Raw genomic sequence first — 23241 nt, 5'->3', positions numbered from 1 at the left:
ATGAGTTGCTAAATAAATCCATCTAAAACAAGACCTTGTGGTGTTTGTGTTTTGAGGGTGTAATTACTCCTCCTTTTTTTTCTCGTTTTTCTCTTTCTGTTCTTCCGGCGGCTTGGGATTGATGGTTTCCTGCAGCTTTTTAAGCTCTTCGCGTTGTTTTTTAGTTTTGGCCAGTCCTTCGGCTTTGCGCAGATGGAACTGAGCCTGTTTCATATTGCGTCCGTAAAAAGCAGCATATGCAAGCTGGGCGTGGGCCTGAAAATAGTGGCCGGATTCTCCGAGCATGCGGCCAAGGTGGTAATGGATTTCCTGATCATGGGGAACCATTTCCGCTACCCTGCGCATGGTCAGGATGGCCTGCTTGTAATTTTTGCGCACTCCTTCGATTCGGGCGATAAAAAAAAGAGTCATGGCATCAGTGGGGGCGCGCAGGTAGGCCTGGTGCAGCAGCGGTGAAGCTTTATCCATGTCTCCTATATTAAAATAAAAGCGTCCTTCTTCACGCAAAATGAGGGGGTCTCCGGGACAGAGTTCGTTGGCTTTTTTGAATTCCTGCTCCGCCTTTTTGTTCTTCTTCATGCGCGAGTAGACAATGCCCAGCCCCAGATGGTCGAGGCAGGTCCGTTCTTTTTCCGGAATAGCCAGATAGTAGGCCAGGGCCACGTCTGTTGAAGTCAGTCTGGCGCGGATAAGGGTTTGGACCTTATGGAATTCCGCATCGTCATTTTTTCGCTTGAAATATTCAGGAGGCATGCGCGTGAACCTGTTCTCCAGATAAGCGATACGGGTATCAAGGCCGGGGTGGGTGGACAGGTATGTGGGAATATTGGTGTTGCTCATGTGCCACTGGCGTTGTTTCATGACCTTGAAACCGTCAACCATGCTTTGCGGGTTGTAACCTGAGGCAACAAGGTAGTTCATGCCCAGATGGTCGGCTTCACGCTCGTTCTCCTGAGTGTAGCTCAGGTATGCTCCTTGCGCCCCGCCCAGGGATCCCATTGCAATGGCCTGTCCCAGATTGCCCATACTAGCCCCGCCGCCGGCTATGCCAATCAGCATTCCGGCCAGAGTGCCGAGCATGCTGGCCATATTTACCATTTTCATTTTTTCAATACGCCGGGCGGCATGACGCAGAGTTACGTGTGCGAGTTCGTGCCCGATAACAGCGGCAAGCTCGCTTTCGTGCTTCATATTCAGAATAAGTCCGGTGAAGACATAAACATAGCCCCCCGGAACAGCGAAGGCATTCATGGCATTGTTGCGAATTACCGTGGCTTTGATGGGGAAAGGCTGGGGCGGTATATGCTTGGCTACCCGTGCAACAAGTCTTTTAACATATCCGTCAATCTGGGGGTCGAGGATGATGGGCAGCCTGCTGCGGACCATTTTGTCGAATTCTTTACCGAGTTTGATTTCATCACTGACTGTGAAATCGCCGAAAAGTGAGTTTGCTGTGGCCTGCGGGGTTATACAGAAACTGAAAAAAAAGATCAGGATCAGTGTGGTGCTCTGGAGGAAAATTTTGTTTCTGAAATTCATATTAAAATTTGCCGGATTTAGCGGCGGTGTTGATGATTCAAATTCATATGGAAGAGAGTAAGTTTTGAACCGCAGCTTGTAAAGAAAGTATATAAAAAGAAGCCCCCGTGAGCAGAACTCACGGGGGCGATATTTCTTTGGATAGCGGATTGGCTATTTGCCCATCATATCGAAGAATTCTTCATTGTTTTTGGTGCCCTTCATCTTGTCGAGCAGGAATTCCATGGAATCGATGGAGTTCATGGGGGCAAGCAGTTTGCGCAGGATCCAGACCTTGTTGAGTACTCCGTCATCAAGGAGGAGTTCTTCCTTGCGTGTGCCGGAACGGTTGATGTCGATAGCCGGGAATACACGTTTTTCAGCAAGCTTGCGGTCCAGATAGAGGTCCATGTTGCCGGTACCCTTGAATTCTTCAAAGATGACTTCGTCCATGCGGGAGCCGGTATCAATGAGAGCGGTGGCGATGATGGTCAGGCTGCCGCCTTCTTCAATGTTACGGGCTGCGCCGAAGAATCTTTTGGGACGCTGCATGGCGTTGGCATCCAGACCCCCGGAAAGAACCCTGCCGGAGGAAGGAGTAACGGCGTTGTATGCACGGCCGAGACGGGTGATGGAGTCGAGCAGGATGACTACGTCACGTTTACGCTCAACAAGGCGCTTGGCCTTTTCAAGAACCATCTCGGTAACCTGCACGTGGCGCTGCGGCGGCTCATCAAAGGTGGAGCTGACCACTTCGGCCTTAACGGTGCGGGCCATGTCGGTAACTTCTTCGGGGCGTTCGTCGATGAGCAGGACAATCAGGTCAACGTCAGGATGGTTGGCGTTGATGGAGTTGGCGATGTTCTGCAGCATCATGGTCTTACCGGTACGGGGCGGTGCTACGAGCAGTGCACGCTGTCCGCGTCCGATGGGGGAAAGAATATCAATTACCCGGGAGCTGAAATTCTTGGGACCGTTTTCCATCTTGAAACGGTTGTCCGGGTATACGGGAGTCAGGTTGTCGAAAAGTACCAGATTTCTGGAATGTTCGGGAGATTCGAGACCGATTTCATTGACCCGGAGCAGTGCGAAGTAACGTTCGCCTTCCTTGGGGGGGCGAATCTGGCCGGAGATGATGTCACCCTTGCGCAGGCCGAATCTTCTGATCTGGGAAGGTGAGACGTAGATGTCATCCGGGCCGGGCATGTAGCTGTAGGTCGGGGAGCGCAGGAAGCCGAATCCGTCGGGGAGTACTTCCAGAACCCCTTCACCGTAAATCTGTCCGTTCTGCGCAGCGCAACCCTGAAGCAGTGCGAAGATCAGTTCCTGCTTGCGCATTCCGCTGGGGTTTTCAACTTTGAATTTGGCTGCCAGATCCATAAGATCGGACATCTTCTTCTGTTTTAATTCAGTCAGGTTCAGGTTTTCTATTTTTTTGTCTTGGCCCATACTGTATAACCGGATTTAAAAGTTTAAAAATATTATTAAGCTAATGAAAAGCAACAGTAGTGCGCACTTTAGATGGTCATGCACTTGCCTGAATGCTTTATCCTTAACTGGATGATGAAAAATATATTGGATTTTCCTGAGCGAGGGGCTGTTCTTCTGTTCGAATACAACGCTTCTAAGTCGTTTTTGATTCTTGCTCCACCCTAGTTGCAGTATTTCTTTATGGAGATGCTACACAGGTTTTCCCGGAAGGGGAATAAAGCACCTCCAAAACGTGCAACTCATAGGGCATTAACTGAAAGAAACGTTTATGACAAGTCGTTTGATCAGGATTTTCAGGATTCTTCTTCCTGTTTTTCCAGAACGTCACTGAAAAGTGCATTTATCTCTTCTTTGATTTCTTCCTGATCAAGGTCGAGAGCAAAGGAAAGTTCCATTGAAACCAGTCCCATAGCCTGTTCAAGGAGCCTGCGTTCGCCAAAGGAGAGTTCTTTGTCGCGCCCAATAAGGAAAAGCTCTTTGAGGACGTATGCAACATCCTGCAGATCGCCGCTTTTGAGCTTTTCAGAGTATTCGCGGTAGCGTCTGTTCCAGTTTTGCCCGGTGTATCCGGTAAAATCAGATCTGTCCTTGAGGCATTCGAAAATGTTTAAACCCGCTGCCTTGTCGCAGACAGCGCGCAGGCCGACGTTATGTGCGTTCATGACCGGAACCATGAGCGTAACATTGTTGCTTAAAATACGCACAATATAAAATTCAGCGGTAGCACCGCCGATTTCCTGACTTTCAATACGTTCTACTTTGCCTACTCCCTGTGAAGGGTAGACAACCAGCTGTTCTAGCTCAAACACTCATGGCTCCTTGGACTTACAAAAGAAATGCTTTGGGAAGTTCGGTGCTGTTCTGCGGGGTAAACCCGGCTTGTGGCGGCGCTATTTCGTGGAATTCAGGACTAGCTGAAAAACAGGTTTGCGGACCCCTTCCCATTTCTTTGTTCCCTCTGGTTCTGATCTCATTTACAGCAGAGGGAATTGCTGCGAAAAAATACTATAACCGAATTGTTAAAATTAGTCTACGGCTTAAGTTTCAGGAACATCGGGTACAAAGCTGTTCATGAATTGAGTCGCTGTGCCCTGTCCCCGTCTGAAGTGCAGGTTCAGACCCTTGATTGCCGCAACGGACATTTGTGCGGCTGTTTCAAGGTCCCCGGTGCTGAATTCTTCAAGCACATAGTCTTTTACCTGCGAGGAAAATTCCGGGCGGCCGATGCCGACCCTGATGCGGAAGAAATTTGGTGATCCCATTTTTCCCTGAATGGATTCCAGTCCGCGGTGCCCGTTGTTTCCGCCGCCTTTTTTGAACTTCATCCTTCCGCAGGGAAGGTCCAGTTCATCGTGGATGACGTATACGTCCGATACCGGGATGGAATATTTGCCGCATATGGCCGCAACGGCCTTGCCGCTCAGGTTCATGTAGGTCAGCGGTTTGGTCACCAGTACGTTGTTTCCGGCTATATTGATGCTGAAAAGTTCAAAATCGCCGGAAATACCCATTTCTTTAAAACGCATGCTTTTGCGGGAAGCGGCCATCTCGGCCAAAGCATCAACAACCATGAACCCGATATTGTGCCGGGTATTGGCATACTGCGGTCCGGGGTTGCCCAGTCCGACGATAAGTGCTTTGTATTCCATGATGATTTTCCTGCTTAACAAACGGCAAAGGCCCCGGATAAACCGGGGCCCGAAAATGAGTATACTACTAAAGACCTATTCTTCAGTTGCTTCTTCGCCTTCTTCGCCTTCTGCATCGTCTTTAGCAGAGCCGCGGCCAGCTGCACAGCGAACGAGAGCAAAGTTGCTGTCGAACTGTACGGAAGCACCTTCACCGAGGTCGATTTCGTTTACGAATACAGTGTCGCCGACTTCCATGCTGTCGATGTTAACAACGATTTCAGCGGGAATAGTTGCTGCGGTGCAGGCAACTGTCAGCTTTTCGCGGTAGATAGCCATGCGGCCACCGAGCTTGACACCGGGAGCGTTACCTTCAGTCACAACGGGAACGTCGATCTTGAGGGGACGGTCAGCGGAAACTCCGAGGAAGTCGATATGGTTGGGGCGGGGACGGACGGGGTCCATCTGCACTTTCCAGATCAGGGTGTCGTAGGTCTTGCCGTCAACTTCAAGGCTGAAGATGCGGGTTGTTCCGACCTTGCGGTACATTTTAACGAATTCAATTTCGTTAACGGAAAGGATCAGGTTTTCGCCGTCCTGAGAATAGAAAACGACGGGAACCATACCCTGATTGCGGAGCTGGCGGTTTGCGGATTTACCGGTTTTGGTGCGCAGCTCAGCTTTGAAGGTTACTTTTTCAGACATTATTTTCTCCTTATGGTTAACCTGCTGCCGCTCAATTAAGACCGGCAGAGGGTGGGAATAGGCGTAATTAAACGAAGAGTACGCTTACGGAAGACTCGGAATGCACGTTGTGGATGCATTTGGCGAGGATTCCGGCAACGGATTTTACTTTGATCTTGCCGTTGCTGTTGGCGATCTTTTCTTCGGGGACAGGCAGGGTGTCGGTTACAATCACCTCGGAAAAAGGTGCTGCAGCCAGCCTGTCGATAGCCGGTCCGGAAAGAACCGGGTGGGTTGCGCAGGCAATTACATCTTTTGCGCCGTGGTCCATGAGAACCTTGGCTGCCTGACACATGGTGCCTGCGGTATCGATCATGTCATCCATGACCACGCAGACTTTGTCTTTTACTTCACCGATGACGTGCATGGCTTTAGCCTGGTTGGGGGCGTCGCGGCGTTTATCCACGATGGCCAGTCCGGCGTTGAGGCGTTTGGCGTATGCTCTGGCGCGTTCGGTTCCGCCTGCGTCAGGTGAAACCATGACCATGTCTTCGTCACGGGTGCGCAGTTCGTCCAGCAGGACGGGAGCTGCGTAAATATTGTCTACCGGGAGGTCGAAGAAACCCTGAATCTGGCCTGCGTGCAGGTCGATGGTGACCAGACGCTGCATACCGGCAACGGTCAGGCAGTCGGCGCAGAGTTTGGCACTGATGGGTGCGCGGGGGGAAACCTTGCGGTCCTGTCTTGCGTATCCGTAGTAAGGAACAACTGCGGTTACTCGGCGGGCACTTGCTCTTTTAAGTGCGTCCAGCATGAGGCACAGTTCCATGAAGTGAAAGTTCACCGGATCACAGGTGGACTGGACTATGAAAACATCACAGCCGCGGACGTTGTCCTGAATCTCGATGCGGATTTCACCGTCACTGAATTTTTCACGCAGACAGGGAGTAAGTTTGCTGCCGAGATGGTCACAGATTGCTTCTGAAAGCGCCAGATTTGACGAGCCGCTGATAATCTTAAGTTCACCGTTCATGTCGGTCTCCAACTTGACCTCTCGGATGAGAAATGAATTTGGCAGGGATGGAAGGACTTGAACCCTCGAATGCGTGGACCAAAACCACGTGCCTTACCAACTTGGCGACATCCCTGCACAGATTATGTGAAATATGTACTATATTAAAATTATGAAAACGTGTGAAGAACAGAGTCGACATTCATATCTTTCAAGCCTGATGCAGTTTTTTCAGCAACTTCCCTTGCATTGAAAAAAGAGATCACACTTGCCCCGCTTCCGCTCATGACAGCTCCGCAGGCTCCGCTTTTCAACAGGTATTCCTTTGTCTCCCTGATTTTGGGAAACTCGGGAAGGACAACTTCTTCAAAGTCATTGAACAAAGTCACCCTCGTTTGGGAGGCCGTTCTATTATTACCGCTGGCAGATGTTGTCAAGTCAAAGGCTCCACTTTTTTTCAAATTAGTGGATTGGTCACGGGTGGACCATGCCTTGTATGCCCAGACGGTATTCACGTGCACATCCGGGCAGGCTAATAGCGCAGTCAGGCCGGAAAGGTCAACCTCACAGACCGTTAAAATTTCACCAATCCCTTTGGCCCACGCAGGTCCGTCCAGCAGAAAGAAGGGAACATCCGCGCCAAGGCCCGCCGCAAGCGTATTCAGCTTTGTGTGCTCCAGCCCCGGACTGTCCGGGTGTTCATTCAGAAAGCGGAGCATGGACGCCGCATCGGAGCTGCCGCCGCCAAGCCCGGCCCCGGTGGGGGTACGCTTGGTCAGCTCCACATGCAGACCGGGGCGGAACCCTGTAGCCTGCGCATATTTGTCCCATGCTTTATATATAAGATTGTCTTCCGCCGGAAGGTCGAACTGTTCACAATGAATTGTGCAACCTTCCCCGGTCTCGGTGATCTCAAGAGTATCTGCCAGAGCCGGGAAGGGATGGAAAAGTGTATCCAGCTCGTGATAGCCGTCTTCCCTTTTACCAACTATTTTCAGGTAAAGATTGACCTTTGCCGGGGCAGTGAGAATTGTTTTGTTCATGAGCCGTCTACTATCCTAAACTCGCCTGATCTTCAAATAAAACAGCGAAGCTAAATAAAAGGTTTTGGGATTCTTAAACCCTTTTGCAAAAGGGTTTAAGGCCCCGGCAGGGTCGCCGAAGGCCAAAAGGGCCGTCCTGAACTGGTTCAGGACGGCCCTTGCATTTGAGAGTCAACAATAACCGTCAGACTATTTGTCTTTCAGTTCAATAGTGCGGAAGATGTTGTGTCCCTGACGTTTCAGGAGCAGCATGACCAGTCCGCGTTTTTTGCCTTCAGTGTTGATGATCTTCTGCAGATCCTTGATGGTATTGACCTTGTGCTGGTTGGCTTCAAGGATAACATCGCCCACTGCAATGGCAGCCTCTTCAGAGGGAGTGCCCTGCATCACTTCGATGACCAGCAGACCTTCGGGTCTGTCCAGTCCGAGTGATTCAGCTTCAGCCTTGCGGTTGACCCTGCGGACCACCAGTCCGAGGTCGTCAAGGTTTTCTTCCGCTGCTTTGGGGGACATCTTCTCAGCTTCAGCCACAACACCTTTGCCGTTGCGTTCTCCGAGCACGATACGCAGGTTCTTTTCGCGTCCTTTGCGCCAGACCTTGACGTTTACGGATTTGCCCGGAGGCAGTGCCGCAATGGTGCGCAGCAGGTCGTTGGTGTCATCAACTTTTTCGCCGTCGATTTTAATAATGACGTCGCCGACTTTCATGCCGCCTTTGTCTGCAGGATCGCCGGGATTGACGGAATTAACCAGTGCGCCGGTCTTTGTTTTGAGACCGAGGGCTCTGGCGGTGTTTTCATCAGTGTCCTGAATGGTCACGCCCAGCCAGCCGCGGCTGACCTTGTGGTCGGTCTTGAGCTGGGAAATGACATTTTCAGCCATGTTGCTGGGGATGGCAAAGCCGATGCCCTGACCGCTGGCGATGATGGCGGTGTTGATACCGATGACCCGGCCTTTGAGATCGATGAGCGGACCGCCGGAGTTACCGGGGTTGATGCTGGCATCGGTCTGGATGAAGTTGTCAAACGGACCTGCGCCGATGATGCGGCCTTTGGCACTGATGATTCCTTTGGTCACGGTATGTCCGAGGCCGAAGGGGTTGCCGATGGCCAGTACCCATTCGCCCACTTCCGCTTTTTCGGAGTCGGCAAATTCAAGGTAGGGCAGGTCTTTTTTCACTTCGATTTTCAGGAGCGCAAGGTCGGTTTCCTTGTCGCGTCCGATAATTTTTGCCGGGTATTCGTGACCGTCATTCTGGAGCTTGACAGTGATTTCATCCGCAGAGGCGACCACGTGGTTGTTAGTGACCACGTAACCGTCTTTGGAGATGATGAATCCAGACCCCAAAGAGCCGGTTTTGCGTTTCTGTTTGGGCTGGTTTCCGTTGCCCCCCCGGTTGTTGAACTGCTTGAAGAACTGTTCAAAGGGGTTGTTTCCACCTTTGCCGTGGAATTTAAAAAAGTCTTCCATGGGGTTGCCCACTTCGACCATTTTCACGGTATTGATGTTAACCACTGCCGGCCCGCATTTTTTTGCCAGATCGACAAAAGAAGGCAGTCCTTGTGCCTGCGCGTAGACAGGCAGGATGAGTACAGTAATGAGAGCAAGTAAACCAATGTAGCGTTTAAGATTCATGTAACCTCCTCGTTATGCCGCCCGGAAAACGGGATAGGCGGCATTCCTTGAGTATAGTATCCTTTTTTCAAAAGTAAATAGTGTCCGTTAGATTATAAAAGGTGACATTTCTTCGAGGCTGACATGCAGCCTGTTTGTGAATATCCGCTCTGGACATCAGGGCGAAAATTCGGATAAACTGATAATGTTGAGTATTGCCGTTAGCTGTTTTTTTATTCTTGATTTACCCGGTGAGTGTGTCTGTTATGCTTATTTTTTCAGAAGATTCACAATCTGCTGCTTCGTCAAAGCGTTATGTGAAAATAGCGGCCCTGTTCGTGTTGATAACGCTGACAGTGGGGTTGCTCCTTTTTGCAACTGTGCGTCATTACGTGGTCAGTAAGGCCGAGGATAAGATCAAGGAAATTCTGCTGGTCCATAAGGGTATGCATCATTATGTGCAGGAGATAATGCACCCGGCATTATATAAATATAAGGATGAGAATCATATTACAAAAGATTTTTATGCCCCGGAACTCTTCTCTTCTTCTTTCATAATAAGGAACCTGCACGGATTTTACAATCAGGAGAAAAAAGCTGCCGCAGATGATGAAGTTTATTACAAGATGGCGGCCAATAACCCCAGAAATGCCGTAAACATGGCAGATCCCCTTGAACGTGATTTGATCCGCATGTTTAATGAAAACAGGGATGTGAAAAAGTACCGCGAAATTGTTACCATTGACGGGAAACAGTATCTCTACGTGGCTTTGCCTTTTCTTGAAAACAAAGAGAGGTGCCTTGTCTGCCACGGAAAGCGCGAGGATGCCCCGGCTATGCTGCGTGAGAGATACAAGGGGGCCGGAGGATACGATGAAGAGATTGGAATCATCCGGGCCATTACTTCCATCCGGGCTCCTCTGGAAAAGGAATTTTCTGATATTTATATAATCGGCGGGTCCTTGTTTTCCGGTGTGGCGATTATAGTCGGCCTGTTGTTTTTGAGTACCAGGTTAAAAGGAGTGGTCAACAGGCGGACGCGAAAACTGGAAAAAGAGGTGGAAGTGCGCACTGAGGCTGAAAATGAGGTCAGAAAGTTGCGCAATTACCTGTCTAATATGATTGATTCCATGCCGTCCGAAATAATCGGCGTAACTCCGGACGGGACTATTACCCAGTGGAATATCAAGGCCGGGGACGATTTCGGGATTTCCAAGGAAGAAGCGATCGGTAAGAAGATTGAACTGGTGGTTCCCCGGTTGGCCCGCGAGATGGAACGGGTCCGTGAGGCAGTGGAATCGCGCACGGTACAGAGTGAAGCCAAGCACGAGCGCAGGGAGAACGGCGAAATCCATTACGAGGACATAACCGTATATCCGCTGGTAGCAAACGGCGTGGAGGGGGCGGTTATCCGCATTGATGATATTACGGGCCGGGTCAATCTGGAGCAGGTGCTGGTCCAGTCTGAAAAAATGATGTCCGTGGGCGGTCTTGCAGCGGGCATGGCCCATGAAGTCAACAATCCCTTGGCCGGAATTCTCGGCAGTGCATATAACATAAAGAAGCGTGTGTTCAGTGATATGGAATCCAATCGCAAGATTGCTGAAGAATGCGGGGTTTCTCTTGAAGGGGTTCAGGCTTATCTTGAAAAGAGAAAGGTGGACCACATGCTTGATTCTATTCAGGAAAGCGGCAAGCGGGCGGCGTCCATTGTAGATAATATGCTCAGCTTCAGCCGGAAAAGTGATCAGCATATGGATGATTATGATCTTATCGCACTGATGGATAAGACCCTTGATCTGGCTGCAAATGATTACAACCTGAAGAAGTTTTATGACTTCCGGCAGATTCAAATAGTTCGCGAGTTTGACCCGGATATGCCCCGCGTTAAATGTGAAGGCAATGAAATTCAGCAGGTGCTTTTGAATCTTTTCAAAAACGGTGCGGAAGCAATGACCGAGAAGGAGTACGGTGATGAAAAACCATGTTTCCATTGCAGGATTTATCGGCAGGGAGACATGGCAGTTCTGGAGGTTGAAGATAACGGTCCCGGCATGGATGAAGCCATCCGCACCAGAGTTTTTGAGCCGTTTTACACTACTAAAGGTGTGGGCAAGGGGACCGGACTGGGCTTGTCTGTTTCATATTTTATCATCACCGATCAGCATGAAGGCAGTATGGCTGTGGAATCTGAACCCGGTGAAGGCACCAGATTCATAATTAAAATTCCCATTAAGTAAAAAAGGGCGGCTCTACGGCCGCCCATTTTTATATTTTGCGTACTATGCAGGCTTTGTAGGTCCTTTTAATCCGACCTATGGAAGATGATGTGAAACTGAGGGTGTTCAACTCTTCAAAACCATGCTTTTTGTATAATTCTTCCAGTGATTTCTGCGAGTGTCGGTGGAATTTTACCCTGCTTTTTTTATCTTTCTGGCAGGTCAGGGCCTCTCCGTCCGGTTCGTCCATGTCTCCGTCCGCCACTACAAATCCGAATATCCCGGCATTTTTCAGCACCCGGTTGATTTCAGAAAAAATTATTCCCATGTCTTCAAATATATGGGTTACCCCGGTGCAGACAGCATGGTTGATTGAGTTGTCTTCAAGGGGGTAGGGGGCTTTGCTCAGGTCCTGCTTGGCAAGGCTGGCCGCAAAGCTTTTTCCTGCGCACACTTCCAGCATTTCACTTGAGAAATCCAGCCCGTGGACTTCCAGTCCCGCCCGGTGGAAAAGAATGGAGGAAAGTCCGGTTCCGATACCGAGATCAAGGATGCTTTGACCCGGATCAACATAGCGGTAGGCCAGTCCGAAGATAATGTCCGGGTCCAGCCAGTTGGCCTGCTGTGATTTTCGGTCATATTGGAGCACGTGGTCTCCGGTGAAGGCTTTTCTTACTTTGTCTTTGCTGTCCATATTGTTTCTCCTGAGTGCGCCGGGTTTGAAAATGGAGGTGAATATAGCCGGACAGCGAGAGATTTTCTGCCCCGTAACGGGAAAATTGTGCTCCAAAAGAAATCCTCCGGCCACTATGACCGGAGGATTTGTCTGTCGTTTAAATGATGTGATGATTATTTGAACTTACGGGCTTCACGTACGGGATTGTAAAAAGCGTCGTCACGTACTGAGAAGCCGATGGGGGCTTCTTCGAAAACCTTGTCCCAATCTTCTTTCTCCACTTTGTATGAGGCAAGGGCTTTTTTCAGTTTCGCGGTCAATTCGGGCTTCAGGCCCGGAGCGGCGGCAAAACAGCCGTAGGGAATCTCCGGGGTTTCTGCAACGACAGTGAAAATGTCGCCGAATTCCTTCTGTTTGAGCCAGAGCAGTTCATCGTAGGTTGCACCCAGATCGATGGATTTTTTTCGCAGGGCATCAATGACTTTATCATGCTTTTTCAGGAAAAAAACTTTGGAAAAATAGCTGTCGGGGTTGATTCCTTTTTCTTCCAGCAGCATTTTGGGATACACATATCCGGAAGACGATCCGGGGTCGGTGAAGGCGAATTTTTTGCCTTTGGCATCGGCTAGATTCTTAATGCCTGAATCTTTGCGCGAGAGGATAACTCCCTGATAAAAATCGCGTACTCCGCCCTGACCGTCACGGTTAACGGCTGTTGCAAGATAGGTAAGGTCTTTCATCTTGTCTTTGGTCTGCACATAAAGGCTGGAGGAGAAACGGCCGACATCCACCATGCCCATGTTCATGCGGTTGACCAGATCGTCATAGTCTTTGGTGATAACGATGGATACTTCCATGCCGAGCTCTTTACCCAGATAGGAGGCGATATCTTTGTAGGAATTGTACATCACCTTGGGTTTGCTCCACGGAATCAGGCCGATAGTTATTTTCCCATTGGCCTGTGCGGGGAGTGCAAGGCTGAAAGACAGCAGCAGTGCCGTCAGCATGCAGAGTACCTTTTTCATTTTTATGCTCCTTTGTTAGTCAATGGTTTCCAGCGGAAGGTTGAATATGAATTTTGTCCCCTTCCACAATTCGGATTCTACCCGGACTGTTCCACCCAGTGCTTCCACTTCAGTGCTGACAGCTCCCAGACCCACTCCACGTCCGGACAGGGAGGTGACTTTTTCTCTGGTGGAGAACATGGTTTTAAATATCAGTCCCTGTATCTCTTCATCCGTCATGGCGACGGCCTCTTCTTCGTTCATCATTCCTTTTGCTACGGCTGCCTCTCTTATCAGATCAGCATCGATTCCCCTGCCGTTGTCAGCAATAATTATTTCAATATTGCCCCCGGCGGTGTGGACGGAACAGCTGATGCGGGCAGGGCCTTCCTTCTCCAGTTCAAGCCTTTCGTCCGGGGTTTCAATTCCGTGGTCTATGGCGTTGCGGAAGACATGGACAAGTGATTGCAGGAAGGGACCGAATTTTTCCGCGTCAAGGTAGATGTCGTCGCCTTCCACTGTGAATGCATCAACTTCTTTTTCCAGGGCAGGAGCAAGGCGGTCCACGACCCTGCCGCCGTTTTCAAGGGCTTCAATTATGGAAAGGTGGTCAATTCTGGTCAGTTCAAGAAGAGCCTTGCGCGTTTCATCGGAATGGTTAGGAGCTTGAGCTTCGGCCAGCATATCTGCAGCCATGTTTTTCAATTCTTCTGCAGTTTCACGGGAAAGGCTGACGGCCGGTCCCGCTTTGAGGAATTTTTCTCCCAGGCTTTCACGGATGATTTCCATGTCTTTGTCAAATGCCTGCTTGCATGCGGAAAAAAGCTGCTGCATTGATGCGTTGCCGGAAGATGGCTCCTGTGCAGCATTGCCCAGCAGTGTCTCAAGCTCATGAAGCATGGGCGGAGTGTGGATGAAGTCCTGCTGCAGCATCAGTCCTTTGAAGGTATGCACTCCGCGATAGAGTTCTTCCAGCTGTTCGGGACTTTCCGGGCCTGATTTCAAGGCCGGACCGAAAGTTTCTGCGCAGAAATCATTGAAAGATTCGGTTATATCGAAAAAGTCTTTGCTGGAACGTACGGTACTGACAATAAAGCGCAGCCTTTTTTGTTCCTGCTTGGCAGTTTCTTCCAATTTACGCTCTGCTGTGATGTCGGTGAGGATCATCATCAGCTGGCCTTCAATATATTTATAGTCACATTTGACAATCTTACGGATCAGGTTGAATTCCTGCGGCATGAGGGAGATGAAAAGGTCGCGCTTGAATTCCTGCTCTTCTTTCAGGATGCGTTGCAGGTTGAAGGCGAACTGCTTGCGTATTTTATCGTCATCCGGGTCGGGATAGAGCAGCTTGCTTATTTCGCAGCCCGCGCACATATCCGGCAGAATGTTGGCACATTCCCGGCTGAACTCTCCGTCGACCAGCAGTTCGGGGCCGAATGAGAGGAATCCCTGTCCGGAGTTGTCGAGGAATACGCTCTTGGCCTTGCTGGCAGCTTCGGCGATGGACCGTTTGCGCTCGGTCTTCTCCTGTTGCATTTTGCGGGTTTCATCGCGGACTGCTCCTTCGATGGCAAAAGGCTTGCCTTCTTCGTCATAAAGCAGCTGGCCGGATTCAATGATAAGTTTTTCCTGCCCGGCAGAGTTTATCAGTGAAAATGATTGCGATTTGTTTTCTCCTTTTTCCACTATTTCGCGCAGGAATAATTCGTGGGATTCAGGGGAACTGTACTTGAATGCATGGCTGCCCGGTCTGGTTCCGGTCAGTTCGTCTGTGTTTTCTGCTCCGTAAATTCGGGCAATGGCCGGGTTGGCAACTATGATCTTGCCGTCAAGGTCGGTCTGATAAATGCCCTGCAGTGCTTTTTCAAAGATGGTGCGGTATTTTTTCTCCGCATCAACCAGTGATTTTTTGTTCTCTTCCAGATCACAGATCATTTCACGGAAGGCGTTTACAAGCTCATATATTTCCTTTGTGGAGCGGGGAATATTAAAAGATGTAACCCCTTTGCTCGTATAGTCGTGCATGGCTACCACGAGGGTTTTGATGGGGTCGACCAGCCTGTTGGTGAAAAAGAAAATCAGCGAGATGAGTACTGCGGCCAGAATGGAGCCGTAAATTCCAAGGTTGTTTTGAAGCTGGCTGAGGTTGTGGAGCCGTTCGCTGGCATCAAACATGACTTTGACAGTATACGGGTCCGGGCTTCCTGCCGGATAGGGAAAAGTCATGGAGCGCATTTCAAGGGTGCTTTTTCCCGGCATGGAGTCGGCAAGTATTTTTTTGTTTTTATTTATCTGCACCCGGACTCCCTGTACCCCGGCAATACTTTTAAGGAAGTCGCTTTTAATTGTGATTCCCACCACTACCGCACCCATGGTTGTGCCGTCATAGTAGTGAATGGGGGCAACGGAAAATAGCAGGGTTTGACCGTCGTACTTTGTAAGTCCTGAAAACTCCTTGCCGGCCAGCCCCTTATGTATTTCGGCATTTGTTTCCGGTGTGTCGCCGAATCTGAATTCGTCATGGCCCCGGGCATTGATCATTCCGTGCGGGTCAATAAAAGCAATGTAATCAACATCGGAACCCAGAAACATGCGCCCCTGCTGGTAGAGCATTTCCACATCTGTGGTTTGCAGTCCGAGCAGAATATCGTCACTTTCCGCGATAACCCGGGCTGTTTCCGCTGTCAGCTGCCGTCCTGCGTCCAGGCGGGTGATAATTTTCTGTTCACTTGCGTGGAGATCTTTATCAATCCCGGCTTTGAGCTGGGTAAGCAACTGACCGATTTCGCTCAGTGAGATCAGAACGGACACCACAAGGGGTAACAATGCCAGAAGTAGGATTTGATATCGGAATTTCATTAACTACCCAATGATCGGGGTTGCGGTGAATTTAAGGGCAGGGATACCGGACAAACGCAGCCTAATCTTCGGCTGCGAATATTTTTTCAAGATGGGCCTGAATTTTATCAGCATAAAAGGGCTTAAGGATGTATCCTTTGGCCCCGGCATCAATGGCGTCCATAACCATCTGTTCCTGACCGTGGGAGGTGACCATGATGATGGTGGCATTTTCATCCTGTTCCAGTATTTTCTGTGTGGCTTCAATGCCGTTCATGTCCGGCATGGTGATATCCATGGTCACAAGGTCCGGATTCAGTTCGGCGTACTGCTCAATAGCCTGTACTCCGGTTTTTGCCGACCCCACAACATTATGTCCCAGCTCTTTGAATATTTTGCTGAGTTTCATGATGACAATTCCGGAATCGTCTACAACTAGGACGTTTAAAGCTTCCATTTAATCTACCTTTAAGTCGAGGTTTGTGGTGAAAAATTTCATGGGACCGATGTACATGACGGACATGGTGCCAAGCTCGGTTATGAAGTCGGTCATAAAAAAATAGGCGTCTTTATGCCGGGTAATGTTTCTTGCGCCGGGCAGGACAACGGGCGGGGTGAGGGATATTGCAACACTGTCTTCCGGGATCTCCGCCATGGCATTGCCGATTACGGTATTGATTACATCTCCGGCAGTCTCTTCTATGTACATGTCCTCTTCATCGGGATCGATTTCAATATCGGCAGTGTATGTGTTGAATATCTGCTTCATTACTTTCATCTCGAAACTGAAGGCGATATAAACATTGAAACTGCCGCCCAGACTGACAAGTGCTGTCATGTCTTTCAGGGTCAGGCTTTTTACCTGCTGCGGCGCATGTTCCACAGTTTTTACCGGAAGTTCCATTTCATCTTGGAGATAGTTTCTGCATCTGTGTTCAACAGCTGTTATCAGGCTTTTGATGGTTTCCTTTTCCGACATTTTGTCTCCTGTCCAATGTTACCTGTTATAGAAGGAGGTTTCAGTTAAATAAAAAACAGGGAAGAGTTTTTCAGCGGGACCCTGATGGGGAGATTTGATTTTGTGATATAGCAGTTCGTTTGTCGTGTGTAAATATTATTAAGTTATTCCTCAGAGCAGTTAACAGAATCGTAATGTAAGAAAAGAACATTTATTTAGAATATATAGGGATGGTTGTATGCAGGAAAGATCTTCACAGTACTCGGCGGAACACAATTGCATTTGCAGGTTAAATGCCATATGTTTTATTACAGGCGTCTTGTGTTTATGTTGTCAGTTTTGTTAGTTGTGTTATAGAGGCGGGACTTATGGATTCTCAGTGTTTAGTAATGGAACAAATGTTGCTCCAGACATATTTTGATATAATTCCGTTTCATATATATGTTGTGGATGTATCCAGCTTTGAAGTTCTGTTTGTAAACAAGAAAATGCGTCAGCAGTTCTCTGACATAGATCTAAGTAAGCCTTGCTACGAAATTTTTTATAATGAAGATAAGCCGTGTCTTCATTGTAAAATAAAACAATTGACTGATCATGAAGGTCATCCTGTGGATCATTTGTTTGCCTATGAGTACTATAATGAGGCTCATGAGCAATGGTTTCAGATGCATGAAAAGTCATTGGCATGGCCGGACGGACGTATTGTTAAATATACAATTGCAGTGGATATAAGCTCGCAGAAATCTACCCAGAATCAGCTTGCAGAAGCTCATGCGGAATTGGCCCTGAAGAATAAGGATTTGCGTCGCCGGAATGAATTGCTGAAGGAAAACGTGCGATTGCGTGAAGATATGGAGCGCATGCTTCATCATGATCTTAAAGGACCGCTTAATCCCATACTTTCTCTGCCGGAATTGTATGTTAACGACGATTCAATTTCCGAAGACGTGCGCAGTTCTTTTGGTCTGATCTCTCTTGCCGGGAACGAGATTCTGGGTATGGTCAATAATTCTCAGGATATGATCCAGCTTGAGCGCGGTACTTACAAATTAAAGAGTGAAGAGTTTGATCTGCTGGATCTCCTGTTCAGGGTTTCCGGATCCCTTGAATCTTTCTCAAAGTATAAGAATCTTGAGTTTAAATATTATTTAGACGGTCAGGAAGTTGATGATTCTACTGAATTTCTCCTTAACGGGGAAATCCTTCTCTGTCGTTCCATGTTTTCGAATTTGATAAAGAATGCCATTGAAGCATCTCCGGATAGAGGATTGGTAAAGCTGGATCTGAGTGTTGATGGCGGTGATGCCTATCTCTCAATAACCAATGAGGGTGGGGTTCCCAAAGAGATACGCAGCCGTTTCTTTGAAAAATATTCCACATACAGCAAGCAGGGCGGGACCGGACTGGGGACATATTCCGCCAGCCTGATTGCGCGGGCCCATGGCGGGAAGATTGATCTGGATTCTTCTGTTGAGGATCGCACAACGGTTGTTGTTTCGCTTTCGTGTAAAGGTAAAGGTCAATATTGACGGAGTTGTTTGATGCTTGAAAATACTTTGTTTGAAACTCATTTCAACATAATTCCATTTCCCATTTATGTTATTGATATAAATAGTTACGAGATAGTTTTTTGTAACAGCAGTTTTAAAGCCGTCTTCGGGGATCGCACTGATAATACCTGCTACGAAGCTCTTTACGGTCATGAAGCTCCGTGCATCGACTGTCGCATTCCGCAATTGGTGGATGATAAAAGGGGGCCTAACGGACTGAGCCTGACTGTTGAAAAGTTCAATGAACGTAATGACCGCTGGTATCAGCTGCAGGAAAAAGCTCTTAGCTGGCCGGATGGGCGCACAGTAAAACACACTATCGCCGTTGATATCACCGAGCTGAAGGAAGTGCAGAACAAACTGGTGGAGGCCCATGCCAGTCTGGCCTTGAAGACCAGGCAGCTGGAGCATCTGGCCGCCCATGACAATTTGACCGGGGTTCTGAACAGATTGAGTCTTGAAAAAGCCCTTCATGCTGAAATTGACCGCACAGAACGTTATGGCCGTGAATTTTCTTTTGTAATTCTGGATATTGACCGATTCAAAAGCATTAATGATACTTTCGGGCATCAGGTCGGGGATGAAGTGCTCGTTGAATTCTGTCGTCTTCTTGTAGAAAATCTGCGTCAGAGTGATCTTCTAGGCCGCTGGGGCGGGGAGGAATTTGTCATTATCTGTCCTGAAACGGATCTTGACGCAGTATTGAAAATGGCCGAGAAACTGCGCAGCAGGGTTGCTGACCATGCTTTTGACGGGGCCGGGCGCGTGACCGCAAGCTTCGGTGTGACCCAGTTTATTGCAGGCGACAGCCAGAGAAGTCTGATGAAGAGGGCTGACGATGCCCTTTACCTGGCCAAAAAGAAAGGCCGGAATATGGTACTGGAAGGGTGAGGAGAACCAATGGACCAGACGGAAATATTAAGATCTGAATTAGATAAAAAGCTCGAAGAGTGCGAAAAAAACGATGACTCCAAGGGGAAAGCAGAAGCTCTTTATGAGCTGGCAAAGCTCGAAGTTTCAGCCGGGAATCAGGAGCAGGCTTTGCTGATGCTCATGGAAGCATATTCACGGTTCCAGAAGCTGGGCGAGTCCAAGGGGCATTGTTTTGCCGGGGAATTGCTTGGGCAGCTTCTCTATGTTTCGGGCAATCAGCAGGACGGGCTGGCTGTTGTGCGTGAGGCCCTGCGGGGATTTACCGGGCTGGGCATGGTCGAAGAGGCGGAGAAGACCGGACAATTGCTGGCGGCCATGGAAGAACACGCTGCCGGATAAGCTTGCGGCACTGCTTTCAGGAATTTTTCTATTAAATAAAAACGCCCGCAGTTTCGGAATGAAATTGCGGGCGTTCTTGCGTCTGCTTAAAATCTAGACCTGATCCACGCGCAGCTCAATGGCATCAAAACGCCAGTACTCATGCTCCACCGTAAGTACGGTTTCTCTGCCGTCGGTTTTGATGCGCCGAACGTAAATGCCCGGTGAACCGTGGGTGATACCAAGCTGGGAGGTTACATCGCGCGGCAACAGCTGCGGCCTGATCAGCAGGTTGCGCTGTTTCAGCTGTAAACCGTAATCCTGTTCCACCACCTGCGTCATAGCCCGTTCGGCAGTTTTGGGTACTATTCCTTCCAGCTTATCAGCATTCAGGTAATTCAGGGTTCGGGCTACTTTCTGTCCGTCGATGAAAAATGTGTTTTCCATGGAATAAACTTCCGCACCTGCTGCGAATCCTTCACTTGTATATGTTTCCATATCCTCATCAATGGTGATGATACCGTTGTCTTCAGTTGTCCACTTCGCTTTGCGGCCCTGTGATGCCGCAAGTTGGGCGAAGTTCACGTGGTTTGCCGGATTGTAGACCATGCGGATGGGGTTCACATACCAGCCTTTTCTTTCCAGTCTGAAAATTTTTCCGTCTCTTTGCAGCTTGAGCAGGGCGTGGCGGATTGTGTTTCTGTTCAGGGATAGTTCGGTGCAGAGGGTGCGTTCAGAGGGAAGTTTGTCGCCGGGTTTAAGTTCGCCCGAAGCAAGGCGTTTCAGGATCTGCTCCTGCACGATCTGGTAGTATCTGGTTTTTTCCATGGGGTGTTTGTTGGGTTGGGGTTAAAAGGTTTGATTATGTGTTTCTGGCACATAATTTATACAGAGTCATCACGGATTTGTAACTTTTTTTCTGAAAACTGGGTTAAACCAGTTGAGCTGTGCTTGGCAACAGTGTAGAAGGTATCGGCACAGTGAATGATTAGGGATGGCTGGCTCCGGTTGCGGAAACGGGGATTTTCGTGGCAGGAGTTCAGGAATATCTATGCAGCGCATAACTGTATTGTATGTTATACGGACTGGAATTCCCTCACCGGATTGCGTTGTGTAAGTTTTGAGGGTGGAGGTAGTGTAATGGCTCTTTTTCGTACTTCTTTCATTTGTCTGCTGATTGTGGGCATGGCGTCGATAGCTCAGGCCGGAACTCTGGAAAACGTTAAAAAAGACGGATTCCTTAAAGCTGGAACCCACATTGAAAACCCCGGTTTTTCCGCGTTGGACAGCAACGGTAAGCGGGTAGGTTTTGATGTTGATTTCATCCGCGCGGTTGCCGCTGCTGTTGATGTTCCTGAAATCAAATACACCCCGCTCACTTCCAAAGAGCGTCTGCCTGCTTTGCAGTCAGGTGAAATTGATCTGCTTTCCCGTACCACCACTCACACCATGAGCCGTGACGTAAAGCTCGGTCTCGATTTTACCGTGACCACCCTTTATGACGGTCAGGGCATGATGGTCCGCAAAGAGCTCGGTATCACCGATGCCAAGGAACTTGACGGTGCCACAGTCTGCCTGCAGACCGGGTCCACCACCGAACTGAACATTTCCGACTTTTTCCGCAAAAACAACATCAGCTTTACCCCGGTTGTTTTCGACAAGCAGCCTGATGTGCGTAAAGCCTACGATACCGGACGTTGTGACGTACACACCACCGATATTTCAGGTCTCGCCGCCCAGCGTTCCCTGATGAAAAATCCTGCGGATCACGTCATTCTTTCCGAAGTTATTTCCAAGGAGCCCCTCGGTCCGGTTGTGCGCCACGGCGACAACCAGTGGTCCGACATTGTCCGCTGGACCATCTGGCTGACCATGGCTGCTGAAGAAAAGGGCATCACTCAGGCTAACGTTGAAGAAATGTACGCCAAGAGCAAGGACCCTGAAGTGCAGCGCATGCTCGGTAAAACCGGTTCCCTGTGGACTGACCTCGGTCTCGACAAAGGTGCCCCTGTACGCATCATCAAGACCGTCGGTAACTACGGTGAAATCTTTGACCGCAACCTCGGTCCCAAGACTCCCCTGCGCATGGAGCGCGGGCTGAACAAGCAGTGGACCGAAGGCGGACTGATTTACGCGCCTCCTTTCCGTTAAGACATGTTTTAATTCTCCGCGTCGGATGCACTATTCATCCGGCGCGGTTTTTTATGTGAAAAATTGTTATGTAGGCCTCCGGCGGCCTCGCGGGGCGTGGGATTTGATGCGCTACCGCGCTTTTTGATGAACTGATTTCGCCTCCGGCGGGCAAAGGGGATAATCCCCTTTGCAATCCCTAGTTGTGGCGTGTTTTAAATTTATATGGGTTTTGTCAATTATGTCTGAACGTTTGGCACCGCAAAACAAGGTTCCTTTCTGGCGCAGCCCGCAGGGTAGGGCCTGGATGTTCCAGCTTTGTATGCTCGGTGGGTTTCTCTGGCTGGCGGTTTCCATGTATCGCAATACGCTGGTCAACCTGAAAACCCGCGGCATCAGTTCCGGTTTCGGTTTTCTGGGTAATGAAGCGGGGTTCCGCATCGGTGAGGTGACCGGGATTCCCCTGCCGCAGGGCGGGTTGCTCTGGTTTCTGCTCAGTCTTGTGGCCGGGCTTGCAATTTCTCAGCTGATTTCGCGTCATTTGAAGAGCAAGTCGGAGCGGCCCATGAGCAGCAAGTGGCTTTCAGTCTGTCTGCTGCTTTGCATCGGTCTGCCCATGCTGACCCTGTACATCTTCCGGGACAGTGTTGAGATCGTCCACTACACGGAATCATCCAGCTATTTCATGGCCCTGTTAACCGGCTTGGGCAACACCCTGAAGGTCACGGTCATCGGCTGTGTGGCCTCGACCATTCTCGGTCTGCTGGTGGCGCTCGGACGTCTTTCTCCCAACTGGCTGCTTTCCAATATCTGCCGCTGGTATGTGGAGCTTAACCGCAACCTGCCCGTGCTGCTGCAACTCTTTTTCTGGTATTTCATTGTCCTGCAGCAGTTGCCCAATGTACGCAAGTCCATTGACCTCGGCGGTTGGCTGATTCTTAACAAGCGCGGGCTTTACCTGCCGTCACTGGTTCCGCAGCAGGGCGCGTGGCTGTTCTGTGCTGCGGTTGTGGTCGGGTTTGCGGCTGTCTGGATTATCCACAGGCGGGCACGGCGCATTCTTGATGAGACAGGTATTCCCGTAAAAATTTTATTTCCTTCCCTTGCGGTGCTCATCGGTCTGCCTGCGCTGGCGTGGCTGGTGGGCGGACAGCCTTTCACTCTTGATTTTCCCGTACTCAAGGGCTTCAATTTCAAGGGCGGTACCGGGTTGACCCCGGAATTCACCGCGCTGGTGGTCGGGCTGACTGTTTACGTATCGGCATTCAACGCCGAGATTATCCGTTCCGGCATTGAGGCCGTTTCCAAGGGACAGCGCGAGGCGGCCCGTGCTCTGGCAATGAATGAGCGTCAGGTTATGCGTATCGTTATCCTGCCGCAGGCCATGCGCATTATTGTCCCGCCCATGACCAGTGAATATCTGGCTATTGCCAAAAACAGTTCGCTGGCCGTGGCCATCGGCTATCCTGAGTTTGTAAGTGTCGGGGGGACCATCCTCAACCAGTCCGGTCAGGCGGTGGAGATTGTTGGTGTCTGGATGGGTGTTTACCTGTGCATTTCCCTGCTCATTTCCTTTGGGATGAATATTTACAACAGCAAAGTCGCGCTGGTGGAGAGGTAAT

The 23241-nt window shown here is 49.6% G+C and carries 20 protein-coding genes and 1 tRNA gene; 6 read left to right on the top strand and 15 right to left on the bottom strand.

The window, feature by feature from the left end:
* Positions 1–63: 63 nt before the first annotated feature.
* The 9 genes from FMR86_RS03090 to FMR86_RS03050 form a co-directional block, all read right to left on the bottom strand.
* Positions 64–1539 carry a M48 family metallopeptidase gene (locus FMR86_RS03090; RefSeq protein ID WP_203544762.1) on the bottom strand — a complete coding sequence of 492 codons (1476 nt, stop codon included), beginning with the start codon at positions 1537–1539 and terminating at the stop codon, positions 64–66.
* Positions 1540–1692: 153 nt separating this feature from the next.
* Positions 1693–2967 (bottom strand): transcription termination factor Rho, encoded by a 1275-nt coding sequence (gene rho / locus FMR86_RS03085; protein ID WP_163349612.1) that lies wholly within the window; start codon positions 2965–2967, stop codon positions 1693–1695.
* Between the two features lie 335 nt (positions 2968–3302).
* Positions 3303–3818, bottom strand: a complete 516-nt coding sequence (locus FMR86_RS03080; protein WP_163349611.1) for a CarD family transcriptional regulator — start codon at positions 3816–3818, stop codon at positions 3303–3305.
* A gap of 228 nt (positions 3819–4046) precedes the next feature.
* Positions 4047–4658 carry an aminoacyl-tRNA hydrolase gene (pth, locus tag FMR86_RS03075; RefSeq protein ID WP_163349610.1) on the bottom strand — a complete coding sequence of 204 codons (612 nt, stop codon included), beginning with the start codon at positions 4656–4658 and terminating at the stop codon, positions 4047–4049.
* A gap of 75 nt (positions 4659–4733) precedes the next feature.
* On the bottom strand, positions 4734–5342 hold the full coding sequence (locus FMR86_RS03070; protein WP_163349609.1) for a 50S ribosomal protein L25: 609 nt from the start codon (positions 5340–5342) through the stop codon (positions 4734–4736).
* 67 nt (positions 5343–5409) lie between these two features.
* Entirely contained in the window at positions 5410–6354 is a 945-nt protein-coding gene (locus FMR86_RS03065; protein ID WP_163349608.1) for a ribose-phosphate pyrophosphokinase, read from the bottom strand.
* 39 nt (positions 6355–6393) lie between these two features.
* Positions 6394–6469 (bottom strand) — tRNA-Gln (locus FMR86_RS03060).
* Positions 6470–6503: 34 nt separating this feature from the next.
* Positions 6504–7376 (bottom strand): 4-(cytidine 5'-diphospho)-2-C-methyl-D-erythritol kinase, encoded by an 873-nt coding sequence (ispE, locus tag FMR86_RS03055; RefSeq protein ID WP_163349607.1) that lies wholly within the window; start codon positions 7374–7376, stop codon positions 6504–6506.
* Between the two features lie 189 nt (positions 7377–7565).
* Positions 7566–9011, bottom strand: a complete 1446-nt coding sequence (locus tag FMR86_RS03050; protein ID WP_163349606.1) for a DegQ family serine endoprotease — start codon at positions 9009–9011, stop codon at positions 7566–7568.
* Positions 9012–9256: 245 nt separating this feature from the next.
* Between FMR86_RS03050 and FMR86_RS03045 the strand changes: the two genes are divergently transcribed.
* On the top strand, positions 9257–11230 hold the full coding sequence (locus FMR86_RS03045; protein WP_163349605.1) for a DUF3365 domain-containing protein: 1974 nt from the start codon (positions 9257–9259) through the stop codon (positions 11228–11230).
* Positions 11231–11258: 28 nt separating this feature from the next.
* Here FMR86_RS03045 and FMR86_RS03040 read toward each other — a convergent pair whose 3' ends face one another.
* From FMR86_RS03040 to FMR86_RS03020, 5 genes are all read right to left on the bottom strand, one after another.
* Positions 11259–11903 (bottom strand): class I SAM-dependent methyltransferase, encoded by a 645-nt coding sequence (locus tag FMR86_RS03040; RefSeq protein WP_163349604.1) that lies wholly within the window; start codon positions 11901–11903, stop codon positions 11259–11261.
* A gap of 155 nt (positions 11904–12058) precedes the next feature.
* Positions 12059–12910 carry a phosphate/phosphite/phosphonate ABC transporter substrate-binding protein gene (locus FMR86_RS03035; RefSeq protein WP_163349603.1) on the bottom strand — a complete coding sequence of 284 codons (852 nt, stop codon included), beginning with the start codon at positions 12908–12910 and terminating at the stop codon, positions 12059–12061.
* 15 nt (positions 12911–12925) lie between these two features.
* A complete protein-coding gene (locus tag FMR86_RS03030; protein ID WP_163349602.1) occupies positions 12926–15751 on the bottom strand; it encodes an ATP-binding protein in 2826 nt (941 codons plus the stop codon).
* Positions 15752–15812: 61 nt separating this feature from the next.
* Positions 15813–16187 (bottom strand): response regulator, encoded by a 375-nt coding sequence (locus FMR86_RS03025; RefSeq protein ID WP_163349601.1) that lies wholly within the window; start codon positions 16185–16187, stop codon positions 15813–15815.
* A complete protein-coding gene (locus FMR86_RS03020) occupies positions 16188–16709 on the bottom strand; it encodes a chemotaxis protein CheX (protein ID WP_163349600.1) in 522 nt (173 codons plus the stop codon). It lies immediately after the preceding gene.
* Positions 16710–17296: 587 nt separating this feature from the next.
* On the opposite strand from FMR86_RS03020, the gene FMR86_RS03015 reads away from it, so the two are divergent.
* Genes FMR86_RS03015 through FMR86_RS03005 form a run of 3 tightly spaced genes read left to right on the top strand, consistent with a single transcriptional unit; the run spans position 17297 to position 19510 of the window.
* Entirely contained in the window at positions 17297–18217 is a 921-nt protein-coding gene (locus FMR86_RS03015; protein WP_163349599.1) for a HAMP domain-containing sensor histidine kinase, read from the top strand.
* A 12-nt stretch (positions 18218–18229) separates the two neighbouring features.
* On the top strand, positions 18230–19129 hold the full coding sequence (locus tag FMR86_RS03010; RefSeq protein WP_163349598.1) for a GGDEF domain-containing protein: 900 nt from the start codon (positions 18230–18232) through the stop codon (positions 19127–19129).
* Between the two features lie 9 nt (positions 19130–19138).
* The gene (locus FMR86_RS03005; RefSeq protein ID WP_163349597.1) at positions 19139–19510 is read left to right on the top strand and encodes a hypothetical protein; all 372 of its coding nucleotides are present in this window, start codon (positions 19139–19141) and stop codon (positions 19508–19510) included.
* 93 nt (positions 19511–19603) lie between these two features.
* Here FMR86_RS03005 and FMR86_RS03000 read toward each other — a convergent pair whose 3' ends face one another.
* Complete coding sequence (locus FMR86_RS03000; RefSeq protein ID WP_163349596.1) at positions 19604–20317, bottom strand: GntR family transcriptional regulator; 714 nt, start codon at positions 20315–20317, stop codon at positions 19604–19606.
* A gap of 312 nt (positions 20318–20629) precedes the next feature.
* On the opposite strand from FMR86_RS03000, the gene FMR86_RS02995 reads away from it, so the two are divergent.
* Together FMR86_RS02995 and FMR86_RS02990 are read left to right on the top strand one after the other, a co-directional pair.
* A complete protein-coding gene (locus FMR86_RS02995) occupies positions 20630–21640 on the top strand; it encodes an amino acid ABC transporter substrate-binding protein (protein WP_163349595.1) in 1011 nt (336 codons plus the stop codon).
* Positions 21641–21860: 220 nt separating this feature from the next.
* A complete protein-coding gene (locus FMR86_RS02990; RefSeq protein ID WP_163349594.1) occupies positions 21861–23240 on the top strand; it encodes an amino acid ABC transporter permease in 1380 nt (459 codons plus the stop codon).
* The last annotated feature ends 1 nt before the right edge of the window (position 23241 follow it).

The sequence above is a fragment of the Desulfovibrio sp. JC010 genome, assembly GCF_010470675.1.
Classification (GTDB): Bacteria; Desulfobacterota; Desulfovibrionia; order Desulfovibrionales; family Desulfovibrionaceae; genus Maridesulfovibrio.
The sequence above is the reverse complement of the archived record's forward strand: the minus strand, read 5'-3'. Positions and strand labels throughout refer to the sequence as shown.